Source organism: Adlercreutzia sp. CNCM I-6207, assembly GCF_977072305.1.
The window spans coordinates 25071-38285 of record NZ_CDRVLZ010000010.1; the positions used below are offsets into that span (position 1 = coordinate 25071).

The following is a 13215-nucleotide window of genomic DNA, read 5'->3' on the forward strand; positions in this document are numbered from 1 at the left end:
GTCGAACCGCTCATGGAGAAACTCGCAGCGCAACTCCGAAGCCAGAACAGTCCCTGCCGCATTGAGATCAACGACCGGCACTTCTCTTGGCGTGACGAAGTCTTCGGCCAAGGAGGCGCCATTGCGCGCTCCGATGAGGAGAGGGTGGAGTATTACCTCACGTCCTGGTGGCCCGATGAGGATGATTATGCCATTGCGACTCGAGAGCTTGATGACATCGAGTTGTCGCTCACGTTCGACTCCATAGCCACGCGACTCGATGACGTTCATTCCTTGCGAGAGGAACGCAATCGCGCGAAGGCGCTCTTCCCCTCGTGGACCATGCGCTATCGGGGAGTGCGGGATGGCGGGGAACGATCAACCCAGGAGCTCGCCGCTCTGGCTGTCATCGAGAAGATCATCCACCGCGGTCGGCTCACCGTCGTATCGCCGTGGCTCGAGGAGAATCTCAACGGCTCTTTCGAGGTAGCCCTGGCCCATCAGGTTCAAAGCGTTCTCGTGGAGCTCGTCAAGCAGGGTAGGCTCGGGGAGGGAGCTTCTTTCTCCGTCGAGCTCGAAGTTGGATGCGACGCGGCCAATGACGAGGGGTCTTTGTCTCATGTGGCGGCTTTGGCCCTGGAGGACCTGGTCGAATTAGGCGGGCATGTGGGGGCGCTCTACGATGTGCCCAACCCCTTTGCCGGCATCGATCTGGCGATGGGGGACGGTCGCCCGGACGCCGTGCTGCGCTGGGGCAATGCCGTCGACCCCCTCGACGATCGCGAGGTGCGCATCTCGTCCCTCTCTTGGAAAGCCGAGGAGGTCGAGTTTCCCTTCACCGACGTGCGCGAGCCGGCCCATATTGCGCCGGATTTGGGGCGTCTGGAATTCCTCTTGAACTACATTTTCAGGTTCCCCCACTTTCGTCCGCGTCAGGCCGAGGCCGTCATGCGTGGGGTACAGCGTCGCGACACTATCGTCCTCTTGCCCACGGGTAGCGGAAAGTCGGTTGTGTTCCAGCTGCTCTCCCTGATCACGCCGGGTATGTCCTTTGTCGTGTGCCCTATTCTGTCGCTGATGGACGATCAGGTGGAGAATCTGAGGGATCGCGGTATCGACCGAGTGGTCGGCATCAACTCCGAGCTGGGCTCGAAAGAGCGGGCCCATGCGGAGTACCTGCTGGGCGTAGGCCAATATCTCATGGCCTACGTCACTCCCGAGCGATTCCAGAACAGGCGGTTCCTCGAGCGGGTGCAGCGCTATGCGCGGCATAATGTCATCTCGACCATTGCCATCGACGAGGCTCATTGCGTGAGCGAATGGGGCCATGATTTCCGTCCCGCCTACTTGGGTCTCGCGGACACCTGCCGCGATGTCTGCCGGACGGGGGAGGCTGTGCCGCCCCTGCTCGCCCTTACGGGCACCGCATCCATGAGCGTGCTCACCGACATGAGGCACGACCTCGGCATAGCAGACCCCTCCTCGATCATTCGCCCTCCCAGCTTCGATCGGCCGGAGATCCACTTTCGAGTTCTCCGTGTAGCGTCGAGCGAGAAGATCGGCGCCCTCGACTATGTGGTGCGAACGCTTCTGCCCCGCGACTTCGGGTCCGCTGTCCGAGGGTTGTACGGAGATCGTACCGGTCAGGACGAGGTGGGCTGCGGCATCGTCTTCTGTCCCCACTCCAGCGGCCCGTACGGACTCATGAACAGCGCAAGGGCGGTTGAGCACGGGCATTTGGGCGTGTGGGATCATCTGAATCGCGTGCTCCCCGATCGATGCGGCCGTTATGCGGGCAAGCCTCCGAAGGCCTTGGGGATGGGGAGAGCCCAGTGGGGAAAGTTCAAGCGCGATCAGGCGCGCAAGTTCAAGAACGACGAGCTTGCCGTTATGGTTACGACCAAGGCCTTCGGCATGGGCATCGACAAGCCCAACGTGCGCTGGGTCGCCCACTTCGGCATACCCTCCAGCCTTGAGGCCTACTATCAGGAGGTGGGCCGCGCCGCACGCGACGGCAAGTTCGCGTGCGCCTACCTCATCCTCTCGAACGACTTTCCCGAGTTGAACCAGCGCATGCTCGATCCGTCCCAGAGCAGGGTGGACGTCTTAGAGGGTCTCGAGGGAGAGAAGGGGCGCTACAACGACGACGATGTGAGCCGCATCCTGCGCTTCCACACCTCGTCGTTCGGAGGTGCGGACCAAGAACTCGAGTGCGCCCGGCGAGTGCTCGGCGCCTGTTCCCCCGAGCGATGGGCCGAGGGCCGCTGGCATATTCCCTTCTGCGAGAACGGCGCGGGCGAGGGTGACGAGATCTGCGGTAAAACGGCGCGGGAGAAGGCCATCTACCGCTTCAAGCTCCTGGGTGTGTTCCAGAGCTACACCATGGAGTACGGGGGCGTGGGAGGAGACGGCTTCTTCCTCATCCAGCCTGCAACGCTGAAGGGGAAGGCTCTCCGGGATTCGGTCATCGAGCGCTATCTCGACTACATATCTTCCTACCAATCGGATCGGGCCTACGTCGACCATGCTGCGGCATCGCTCGCGCGGGCGGTAGAGGGCATCGACGACGACAGGCAGTTCATCATGGCCGTGCTGCGCCACTTGCTCTCCTCATTTACCTACAAGGTTCTGGAGGAGGGGCGGCGCCGCGCGATTCTCACGATGCTGGAGACAGCCGAGAAGGCCTTCGCTGCCGGCGATGTCGACGACGTGGACGACAGGTTTCGCCAAGAGCTTCTGGCCTATCTGTCCACAGAAGACGAAGGCCAGATCGACGTACTCGACGTCCTCGCCAATGCGACGGACACCGAGCTGCTTCTCAGGGTGATGGAGCGCTATGTGTCGGACGACGCAGTAGACAACATGATCGGCCAGTCGCTGCGTCTGCTGGAGGACTATCCCCAGCACTACGGGCTGCACTACCTGCTGACCATGGGATACCTGCTGCGTGGCGAGGCGGCTCAGGTCCTGCGCTCGGCCCGCGCCATGGTCGACTTCGGCGTCGGGAGCTATGGCATCGCCGAGGAGGAGACCTGCGAGAGGCTCATGGCGTTCCTCGAAACGGCCATGGCGGCTTCCTCATCTGCCGAAGGTCTCCACCCGTTGGTGCAGCTGCTGGCATCGGTCCTCGGAAAGTCCGAGCAAGAGGTTCTGGCGCCGCTGGGCTTCGAGCAGGCGGTTCGCCTGAGGAAAATCTACCGAATGCACGATATCGCGACAAAGGCTATGAGAGGAAGGCTATGAACCTGAAGGAACTGGAGGCCCTGGAGGCGAAGACGGTCCGCATTGTCGAGGCGCTCGAGGCTATCGAGGGCGAGCAGCGCAGTTGCGAGGAGCAGGCGGAGGTCATCGATTCCCACTACGGCACGCTTTCGGAACTCGTGGAGCGGATTGACGGGGTCGCCAAGGAGCTGCAGAAGGTGCTCTCGTTGCTGCAACGTACCGATTTCGGCCGCACGCTCGATCAAATCGAGAGCCAGGTCAGCTCCGTGGAGGTGGTTGCATCGGAAGCGTTGCGTGCCCAGGACGCCCTCGACGAGCGATCCGGCCGTATGGAATCGAGTGTCGAGCGGGTGCAAGCTGTCTGCGACGCCGTGGAGGCCCGCGATGAGATGCTCGCCGCCGCACTTGTCGCGATCCAGGAGTCTCTAGGCTCCCTCGACGAGCGCCTCGCGTCGCTGGAGACCGCGGTGGGGCGCATCGACCGCAATACCCAAAAGGGCTTGGGGAAGGAGAGGGGATAGGTCGTGGCGAAGGTCAATCGGGCGCTGCGTCCCTTCTTCGCGGTCTCGGGAGGCGAGTGCGTCTTTCACGAGGAGGATATCTCCTTCGATTGGCACAGCGGCATGAGCTGGCAGGTGCGCCAGCGCTCGAGCGACGCTTTGGCGTCCGCAATCGTCGAGGCCTACGGCGCGCGCGGAGTGCGTCGATGCGATATTCTGGAGGTGTCCACCGCATCGCATGACTACGAGGTGGGGCAGCGCCTGTCGGCAATGAACCTCCAGTATGTCGACGAAGGAACCAATCGCGTGCAGAGTGTGGAGAACTGGTTCCAAAGCGCCAAGGTGTTCAGGCGAGCGGATGGCCGCCTGTGCGGCCCCTACCGGGATCTGCTCGACCTTCCTGCAGGCTCGAGGGCAAAGCGCTACGTGGATGCGCACCTCGACGCCAAACTGCGCGCCGCCTATTGCGACGACGAGCTCTTCAATCGAATTCAGGACGACATCGCCGGGGCGACCTTCTCCCACTTCGAGTTTCTCGGAGAGGCGTTTCCCACCGTACCCCGAAGCTGTTTCTATGACTTCCTCTATGTGAGCGCCCTGTCCCAGCCGCAGAATGCCGACCTTGCCGAGCAGGTTATGGAATACCGCGTGTTCACCGACATCATGTTTTCGCCTGGAACGGGGAAGCGCCGCAAGTACAACACTCAGGCGAGAAGCTGCGCCATCTTCGTCGGCCTGAGGAGGAGGGGTTGCGATACCGCCCGCATCGGCGGTATCGAGGAGTTCGTTGAGGCCGTGGGCTATCCGGATTCGGAAACGAGCGATGGGAGGCCGCGGACGCTCTTCGAGTGAGGTGCCGGCTTGTTTTCGCCTGCCCTGTAATGGAAGGATGATGCTGGTCGATTTTTCGTTGGGATGTGCGGCGGGAACGGGGATTCTCCTTTGAGTTGATGGGAAGTGTGCAAGATGGGTGAGGCTACGGTAAAGTATTTCGACTACATGCCCCGCTGCGGCGAGGCTCTGCAGGCGCGGTTGGGACGAGCCGATCTAGCAACGAAGATCCCGCTCTGGCGCAAGCACGGAACCGAGGATCCCGATGCTGTAGTGACGGGATGCCGCAACATCGCAGAAAACGCGCTTCGGATTCTCGTCGACGACAAAGATGCTGATATGCGACTTGTCGATCTTATAGGCTATGCGGAAGACGAGGGTCTGATCGACAAACCCATGGCCTGCAAATTCCAGGAAATTAGACGCCTCGGAAACAACGGGGCTCACCGTTCGGTGAAGGTGATTGACGCCCAGATGGCCCTCGAGCTTATCGACGACGTCCTTCGCAGCCTCATCGTGCGCTTCGGTATCGACGAAGATATGCCTCTCTCTGTGCCGCGGGGCGCAGACGCCATATTCGTCGTGCGTACGGAGGACGAGATATCCCAATTGTCCCGTCGGGCAAAGACTGCTGCCCTCATTAGCGGGGATGCGGATATCGAGCGCGAGGTGAGGTCGGCGGGCGCGGCGGCGCGGAAGCAAGGGCAAGATGCGGCAGAGGTGATGGGGCGCCTCGCGGGTCTCCTCGCAGAGGCAAAGGCCCTCAACGTCGATTCTGCCGATGAGGGGTCGCAGGAGACGGTGGTCTTGCGGGAGCGACTCTTCGAGGAATGTGACAAGGTCGTCGAATCGGTTCGTCAGAGCATGGAAGAGGCTGACCAGAGAGCCGGGCGCGCCGAGTCTCGCGTCGACGAGATCCTGACTGAGCACGACTTCATAGAGAAGCTCTTGCGAGGCCGCGGGAAAGCCACCGAAAGCCAATTCGAGGTGATGGCGTTTCCCCGAACCTCGACAACATCGGTTTCCATCCTGCAAATTGCCGGAGGAGCTGGTACGGGTAAAACACTTTGCCTGCTTGCCAAACTCATCTCAGATGTCTCAGACGGCGGGCAAATGTCGATGTTCGACAAGCGGGCTAAAAAGGCGCTGTTCGTCTGCTTCAACAAATCTCTTGCCGGCTATGTGCGTAGACTTCTGGCGGAATACCCTTCGAAGGCGGGTAATATCGAGGTCGTCCATTACGACGAGTACATCAACCAGTTGGTGAGAAACACCCCGAAGGACGGCTTCGAGCACTTGCGACCCTACGCGCAGGACGTCCGGTATCCGCTCGTCACTGAAGGAGGCTCTCGGCGATACTGGAGGATCGCTTACGATTCGGATGTTGAACCGATCTTGAGGCAGGCGATGGGACGCGTGGCCGAACGACACCCCTCCCAGAAGGAGGCGTATTACCTCAACGGCTCCTCTTCCGAAAACATCGACTGGATGCTCGACGAGCTGAGGTGGCTGGAGGCACGCTACGAGGACGAGCGCGACGCCGCGGCTCCGAATACCTCGAAGGATCCTTATCTGCGGGCCGCCCGTACGGGCCGTGGAACCAAGCGCCGTCCGGGCGAGGAGGTCAGGAAAATCATACTCGAGGTGTGGGCGGAGTTCCGCGCATCTCTTGCCGCGCAGGAGCGCTACACCATCGAGCAGGCTACGAAGAGGCTCCTCGCGTCCAATTCGCTGCCAAGCTACGACGCCATCGCCATCGACGAGGTGCAGGATTTCTCCATTAAGTCTGTTCAGCTTCTGCTGAAGTTCCGATCAACCACTAAAGCGCGTGTCTATCTGTCGGGCGATGAGAACCAGAAGATATACCAGCGGGACTTCACTTGGAAGGAGCTCGATTCCAGCGTGCGAGGGCATACCATCACCTTGCGGGAGAACAAGCGAAACAGCTACGCCATCCGTTGCTTTGCCGAACGGCTCAACGGAGCAAAGTGCCCTATTGAAGATGCGCGGAATAAAATCCACATAGTGAATGCCGACGAGCAGAGGGTGGTGGATCTTCTGCGGAATATCGCCCAGCGCGCTCAAGGGCAGACAACGGCCTTGATCGGGAGCGTGGGACACTGGATGGGCGTCGCCGCCCGTGCTCAATTTCCGCTGAGGTGTCCGGAAGAGCCCGGGGACGTGCTCAGCCCCGGCTTCTACGCCATAGGGGAGATGGTCGGCAAGGGTCTTGAGTTCGACAACGTCATCGTCGACTACAATCGTATGATCGCAGACGATCTGGCTGGCGAGAAGCGCTTGCGCTACGTGCACTTCACCCGGGCGCGTCGCCGACTCTATATTCGCTACGAAGGCGAGCCTCCCGAATTGCTTCGCGAATGTTACGCCGATTTCCTCGGATAACGCAGACTCATGCCCCCGAATCAAACGGTTCTATGGCAGATGCACAAGATAGGGTACAATAGCGGGCATGACTGATTTGATGCAGACAACGCTCACGGCGCCCGGCGGGGTGGACATGGCCCTCGTCGTCGGCGCCTCCGACGAGATCCTCCACGTGCTGGAGGAGTCCTTCGACGCTCGGCTCACCGTGCGGGGCAATCGCATCGTCATCGAAGGGAACGCCGTGGAGGTGCAGCAGCTCACCGCGCTGTTCGCCGACCTGTTCAAAACGGTGGAGGAAGGGCAGGCCCCCGACACCGACTCGGTGCGCCGTTCCGTCGAGCTGCTCCGCCAGGCGGAGTTCGCCCCCACCGCCCTGCGCGACGATGTGCTGCTCACCTACCGGGGCCGGGCCATTCGACCGAAGACCGCCGGCCAGAAGCACTACGTCGACGCCATCCGCGACAACACGGTCACTTTCGCCATAGGGCCGGCCGGCACGGGCAAGACCTACCTGGCCATGGCCATGGCGGTGGCGGCCTTGAAGCGCAAGGAAGTCGGCCGCATCGTGCTGTCGCGGCCCATCGTGGAGGCCGGCGAGAACCTCGGCTTTCTGCCGGGCACCCTCTTCGAGAAGGTGGATCCCTACATCCGACCGCTCTACGATGCGCTGTACTCCATGTTCGATCAGGAGCGAGCGAATGCCCTCATCGAGAACGGCACCATCGAGATCGCCCCTCTCGCCTTCATGCGCGGGCGCACCTTAAATGACGCCTTCATTATCTTGGACGAAGCCCAGAACACCACGCCCGAGCAGATGAAGATGGCACTGACGCGCTTGGGGTTCGGTTCGAAAATCGTCGTCACCGGCGACATCTCTCAAATCGATCTGCCCCGCGGGGAGAGCGGCCTTGTGCAAGTGCGCTCCGTCCTCGAGGGCATCGACGACATCGCGTTCTGCGATCTTTCCGGCAAAGACGTCGTGCGCCACTCTTTGGTGGCGACCATCGTGGCCGCCTACGAGCGCGCGGCGGGAAAGGCAAGATAGCCCATGGAAATCCTCATCACCTACGGACATCGCGAGGAAGACCTCGCCTCCCTTCCCATTCGCGACCTGGCCCTGTTCGTGCTCGAGCGCGAGGGGAAGCCCATCAACACGGAGGTCTCCATCAGCTTTGTGGACGATACGGCCATGGCCGAGCTGAACGAGCGCTTCCGCGGTATGGAAGGACCCACCGACGTGCTCTCCTTCGAATGCGACAACATCGACGACGACATCACCGCCGCCGACGGGCCGAGCTGCCCGGTCTACGAACTGGGCGACATCATCGTCGCGCCCGACGTCGCGGCGCGTCAGAGCACCGAGTTCGGCAACTCCTTCGAGCAGGAAGTGTCGCTGCTCATCGTTCACGGGCTTCTGCACCTGTGCGGCTACGATCACATCGTGGACGAGGAGGCCGAGGTCATGGAGGCCCGCGAGCGCGAGCTGCTCACGGCCTGGACCGAGCGCGACCTGCCCGCTGTCTCCGAGAACCGCTGAGCGCTTGAGAGGCAGCCCGTTGGCCGGCGACGATAAGATGAGGCCGCTCGTGCGCAGAGCGGGGGAGAGCCGCCGGTGCGGGGAGGGGCGCTTCCCGCTCGTGTGCGCCTTTCGCTGCGCGGCCGCCGGCGTCGCCTACGCCTTTCGCTCTCAACGCAACCTGAAGATCCAGGTGATCCTAGGGCTTGCCGCCGTCGCGGCCGGATTCGCCCTGGGCATCAGCCGCGTCGATTGGCTCGCCATCGTGCTCTGCATCATCGTCGTGTCCGTGGCGGAGGTGGTGAACACCGCCATCGAGTCGGCGGTCGATCTCGCCTCGCCCGAGTGGCACGAGCTGGCCCGCGCGGCCAAGGACGCGGCGGCCGGCGCCGTGCTTTTGGCCTCAGCGGGCTCGGTAATTGTCGGGCTCATCGTCTTCGCACCCTACGCGCTCGACCTTCTCTAACGCACGACGCCCCACCTCTTCGAAAGGAACTTCATGGATCTCGACGCCTACTTCGCTGAAAACCCCATGGGGGGCTCATTTCCCACCAATCCCGACTTCAAGAGCGGGTTCGTGACGCTGGTCGGGCGCCCCAACGCCGGGAAGTCGACGCTTCTGAACGCCATCATGGGCAAGAAGATCGCCATCACCTCGAACACGGCCCAGACGACGCGCCACCGTTTCCGCGCCGTGCACACCACCGATGACATGCAGATGATCATTGTGGACACTCCCGGTCTGCACAAGCCCCAGGACGCCCTCGGCGAGGAGCTGAACACGAGCGCGATCAAGGCTTTGGAGGACGTGGACGTCGTGGCCATGCTCATCGACGCATCGAAGCCCATCGGACGGGGCGACGAGTGGGTGGCCGCCCAGGTGCGCGCCGCGAAGGGCTCGGCGAAGATCTGCGTGCTTTCCAAGACCGACCTGGCGAGCGATGCCGAGATCAGCGCCCAGCGCGAGGCGGCCGAGAAGCTCTGCGACTGGGACGCCATGGTGGCGCTGTCGGCCGAGACGGGCCGCAACGTGGACGCCTTCGTGGAGGAGGTGCAGTTTCTTCTGCCCGAGGGCCCGGCGTGGTTCCCCGCCGACATGGAGACCGACCAGCCGCTGGAGGTCATGGTGGCGGAATTCATCCGCGAGAAGATCCTGCGCAACTTCTTCGACGAGGTGCCCCATGCCATCGGGGTCGCCGTGGAGGAGATGGAATTCGAGAAGCCGAACCTCTACCGCATCTACGCGGTCATCTATGTGGAGCGCGACAGCCAGAAGGGCATCATCATCGGCAAGCGCGGGGCAGCCATCAAGCGCATCGGCACCGAGGCCCGCAAGGACTTGGAGCTGCTGCTGGGGGCGAAGGTGTTTTTGGATCTGTCGGTGAAGGTACGCAAGAACTGGCGCCGAGACGCCAACCAGATCCGAAGATTCGGCTACGGGGAAGGGGCCTAGGCGCCTGTCGGACCCTCGCTGACTTCCTTGGGCGAACCAGTAACTTTGTTGTTGCTGGATATGGGGGCTATATTCAGAATAATCGGGTACAATTTTCCTTATCTGTGCAATCAATGAGGAGAACGTCGATGAAATGCCCTCACTGCTCATTCGATAATCGTGACGACGCCGCGTTCTGCGAGAACTGCGGCGAAGTGTTCGTGGCCGCCTCGGCGAAAGTGTCGGTGCCTCCCGTGGTGGAGGTGCCCCCGGTCGTGCGCGTGCCCGACGTCGCCCCGGCGCCTTCCAAACCGGCGCCGCGGGCCTCGGTGGCCGATCTGGTCGATCCAGTGCCCGACGGCCCCGATGTCCCCGACCTGTCCGGCTTCGAGCGGCTGGTCGACTCAAGTTACGTTCCGCCGGCGGCCACTCAGGCCGGTGACACGGCCGAGATCCCGCGCATCAACGAGGAGTACGTGCCACGCGCCCGCAGCTACGCCATGGGACCGACGGAGAAGGAGCTGCGGCGCCGCGACCGCCAACAGAAGAAGCTCGCGAAGAAGTTTTCGAAGATGCAGGAGAAGGAGGAGGCCCGCAAGGCCAAGGAGCTCCTGCGGGCCGAGAAGGAGCGCCTGCGCGCCGAAACGGCTGCGGAGAAGGAGCGTTTGCGCGCCGCCGAGGCCGAGGCCCGCGAGCAGCGGCGGATAGCCGAGGAGGAGGCCCGCGAGGCCCGGCGCGCTGCCGAGGCTGCCGAGCGGGAAGAACGCGAGCGGCTTGAGCAAGAGCGGGTGGCTGCCGCGACAGCAGCTGCGGCCGTGGCAGCCGAGACTGCCGAGATGGAAGAAACGCCTGAATTCACGACGCCCGGCGAGGATGCCCCTGTTGCTGAGAACGAGGCCTCCAAGGCTGGCGATGCGTCCGGTGTCGCCTTCGGTGCGATTCCTGGCGCCGTCGCCGGCTTCGCAGCTGCAGACGCAACCGCCAAGGACGACGATCTCGACGAGGTGCTGTCCAGCGGGGACGAGGCAGTGAGCCTGTTCGAGCGGTCGGGCAAGCGTCCGGCGCGCATGGGCTCCCATGCGGCGCGGCCCTCCGTGAATCGTCAGGGCCGCGGTCGCTCCCGTAAGACCCAGGATGAGGCGGGGGCGACTCCGGAGACCCCGGTGGTGCAAGAGGCACCGCAAGCGTCGCCCAATGAGTCGGCCGACGCTTGCGCCGCCGAGGAAACGGCTCTCATGGAGGCCGCCTCCGCCATTGTCGTCGCCGACCAGGCGGCAGTCACGACTGCCGAGGCCGAGGAAGCGCTCACGCCCCGGGCCACCGGCGAGCTGGCCTTCCCCTCGACCATCGAGGAGGAAACCCCTGAGCTGGAATCTTCCATAGGTTTCTCGGCGCCCGAAGAGGCCGCGCCGGTTCGCGATGGCGCCGATGGGGAGGCTCCCTTCCCAGGGCCCTCCGCACGGCCCCCGCGCGCCAAGGGCCCGATCATCGCCGCCGCATGCATCGCCCTGGCCGTGGTGCTGGCGGCCGTAGCGGGTGGTACCTATATGGCCGAGCTGTGGGGCGGCAAGACCATCCCCGAGGTAGTGGGCCTCTCCCAGCCCGAGGCGGTCGACGCCTTGGCAGCCAAGGGGTTCGTTGCGCAGGCCGTCGAAGTGAAGTCCGACGATCCCCAGGGCACGGTGCTCTCGAGCGATCCCGAGCAGGGGCATCGCGCGGAAGAGGGCAGCACCGTGACGCTCTCCGTGGCCGTACCGCGCATCGTGCCGGCCATCGTGGGCGCCACCAGCGAAGAGGCCGCCCAGGCTCTGGAGGCCGAAGGGTTCACGGCGGTCACCTACACCGAGGAGAAGTCGAACGAGGCCGCGGGCACCGTGCTGGCCGTGAGCCCGGAAGCGGGCACGGAGGCGAAATCCGGCGACGCTATCACCGTCACCGTGGCCGTTCCCTACACCGTACCCGATGTGGAGGGCATGTCCGAAGCCGACGCCAAGGCCGCGCTTCAAGCCGAGGGCTACGAGGTGACGAGCGAGTGGTACACCACCGAGGACATCGAGGAGGGCACCGCCGTCTCCACCGACCCGGCCGCCGGCAGCGAGCTGAACTCCGGCTCCGAGGTCACGCTGTATGTCGCCCACTCCCGCGGCACCGAGCTGGTGGACCTCACCCGCGAGATCCTGCCCGGAGCCAACCTCACCAACGACGAGGGCAGCTTCAAGGTGGAGAACATCAAGAGCTGCACCTACCGCGGCGACGGCGAGGTGCTCTACACCGTGGAGGCGCGCCAGTACGAGGTGGTCACGATGCCCTTCGGCCTGGGCCAGGAAACGGTGTTCGCCAAGAAGCTCACCACCATCGAGGGCGGCATCGTGTGGAACGACGACAACGAGGTCTCCTACGCCAGCCCCTCCATCCGCTACTAGGCGCGGGGCGGCTTCGTGGCGCAACCGACCTACTCCCTGCGCGCTCTCGTGCTGCGCCGTACGAAGCTGGGGGAGAGCGACCTCATTCTCACGCTGCTTTCCGAGGACGGCAGCCAGAAGCGGGCCGTAGCCAAAGGGGCCCGGCGGCCCAAGAGCAGCTTCGCGGCGCGCACCGAGCCCTTTTGCGTCATCGACGCCCTGTGCGCGACGGGCCGAAGTCTCGACATTCTGAAGGAGGCGCGGCTCGTCGCGGCCCATGACGCCTTGCGCTGCAACCTCGAGGCCTCTGCGGCCGCCGCGCCCGTAGCGGAGCTGCTCGCCCGCATGAGCCAGCGCGACCTCGCCAACCCGCGCCTGTTCCAGTCGGCGATGCGCATGCTGGACGCCATGGACGGCGCCGATGACAGCCACCGTGCGGCGCTTTCGGCCGCCGAGCTGTTGAAGATCCTCGCCTTCTCGGGCCTGCGACCGAGCCTCGAGGTCTGCGTCGGCTGCGGCGAGCCGGTGGCGCTCGTCGAGGGCACACGCATCCCGTTCTCGGCTGCAGGCGGCGGAGTGCTCTGCGAGAGCTGCCGGGGCCTGGACGAATCCGTGCTTGTGGATGCCGGCACCCTCTGCTGGGCGCAGTACTTCCTCACAACCCCCTTCGACGCCATTGCAGAAGGGCCGGCCGACCTTACGGGCACCTTCGCCGTGCTGCACCTCGTGCAGGATCTCGTCCGCGCCCACATCGGCAGTTCGCTGAAGTCCCTCGAGTTCCTCTTCACGTGCGGCCTGTTCTAGTGTCGCACCGCTTTTTTCGCCGCGCTCACCCAGCCCCAATATGCAGAAACCGTGTCGCTCGCGGAAACCTTGGGCGAGCCGCGCCGCAAGTGCCCTATACTGGGCGGGCTGCCAAAACGGCGGCGGAATTCGCCTTTGGTTCCC

Annotated in this window: 10 protein-coding genes; all 10 read left to right on the forward strand. The window is 63.7% G+C overall.

All coding sequences use genetic code 11. The annotated features are described in order from the left end of the window. The first annotated feature begins 144 nt into the window (after nucleotides 1-144). The 10 genes from ACW4QM_RS06530 (at nucleotide 145) to recO (ending at nucleotide 13071) form a co-directional block, all read left to right on the forward strand. A complete protein-coding gene (locus tag ACW4QM_RS06530) occupies nucleotides 145-3222 on the forward strand; it encodes a DEAD/DEAH box helicase (protein WP_237974241.1) in 3078 nt (1025 codons plus the stop codon). Then, nucleotides 3219-3722 carry a hypothetical protein gene (locus ACW4QM_RS06535; RefSeq protein WP_237974242.1) on the forward strand — a complete coding sequence of 168 codons (504 nt, stop codon included), beginning with the start codon at nucleotides 3219-3221 and terminating at the stop codon, nucleotides 3720-3722. Before ACW4QM_RS06530 ends, ACW4QM_RS06535 begins: the two co-directional genes overlap by 4 nt. A 3-nt stretch (nucleotides 3723-3725) precedes the next feature. Beyond that, the gene (locus ACW4QM_RS06540) at nucleotides 3726-4553 is read left to right on the forward strand and encodes a DarT1-associated NADAR antitoxin family protein (protein ID WP_237974243.1); all 828 of its coding nucleotides are present in this window, start codon (nucleotides 3726-3728) and stop codon (nucleotides 4551-4553) included. A gap of 114 nt (nucleotides 4554-4667) precedes the next feature. Continuing rightward, entirely contained in the window at nucleotides 4668-6935 is a 2268-nt protein-coding gene (locus ACW4QM_RS06545) for a DUF4145 domain-containing protein (RefSeq protein WP_237974244.1), read from the forward strand. A gap of 67 nt (nucleotides 6936-7002) precedes the next feature. Further along, nucleotides 7003-7962, forward strand: coding sequence for a PhoH family protein (locus ACW4QM_RS06550; protein WP_161127248.1), 960 nt, complete (start codon nucleotides 7003-7005; stop codon nucleotides 7960-7962). A 3-nt stretch (nucleotides 7963-7965) separates the two neighbouring features. After that, nucleotides 7966-8454: an rRNA maturation RNase YbeY gene (gene ybeY / locus ACW4QM_RS06555; RefSeq protein ID WP_114539050.1), complete on the forward strand. Its 489-nt coding sequence runs from the start codon at nucleotides 7966-7968 to the stop codon at nucleotides 8452-8454. A gap of 19 nt (nucleotides 8455-8473) precedes the next feature. Then, the gene (locus ACW4QM_RS06560; protein WP_231699466.1) at nucleotides 8474-8899 is read left to right on the forward strand and encodes a diacylglycerol kinase family protein; all 426 of its coding nucleotides are present in this window, start codon (nucleotides 8474-8476) and stop codon (nucleotides 8897-8899) included. A gap of 66 nt (nucleotides 8900-8965) precedes the next feature. Continuing rightward, nucleotides 8966-9886 (forward strand): GTPase Era, encoded by a 921-nt coding sequence (gene era / locus ACW4QM_RS06565; RefSeq protein ID WP_161127276.1) that lies wholly within the window; start codon nucleotides 8966-8968, stop codon nucleotides 9884-9886. Between the two features lie 128 nt (nucleotides 9887-10014). Continuing rightward, nucleotides 10015-12288, forward strand: a complete 2274-nt coding sequence (locus tag ACW4QM_RS06570) for a PASTA domain-containing protein (protein ID WP_161127246.1) — start codon at nucleotides 10015-10017, stop codon at nucleotides 12286-12288. Between the two features lie 15 nt (nucleotides 12289-12303). Continuing rightward, entirely contained in the window at nucleotides 12304-13071 is a 768-nt protein-coding gene (gene recO / locus ACW4QM_RS06575) for a DNA repair protein RecO (protein ID WP_455798302.1), read from the forward strand. Nucleotides 13072-13215 lie beyond the last annotated feature (144 nt).

Coding starts and splice junctions, on each gene's coding strand:
- ACW4QM_RS06535 (WP_237974242.1), top strand. CDS start 3,219: ATGAACCTGAAGGAACTGGAGGCCCTGGAGGCGAAGACGGTCCGCATT.
- ACW4QM_RS06545 (WP_237974244.1), top strand. CDS start 4,668: ATGGGTGAGGCTACGGTAAAGTATTTCGACTACATGCCCCGCTGCGGC.
- ACW4QM_RS06550 (WP_161127248.1), top strand. CDS start 7,003: ATGACTGATTTGATGCAGACAACGCTCACGGCGCCCGGCGGGGTGGAC.
- ybeY (WP_114539050.1), top strand. CDS start 7,966: ATGGAAATCCTCATCACCTACGGACATCGCGAGGAAGACCTCGCCTCC.
- era (WP_161127276.1), top strand. CDS start 8,966: ATGGGGGGCTCATTTCCCACCAATCCCGACTTCAAGAGCGGGTTCGTG.
- ACW4QM_RS06570 (WP_161127246.1), top strand. CDS start 10,015: ATGAAATGCCCTCACTGCTCATTCGATAATCGTGACGACGCCGCGTTC.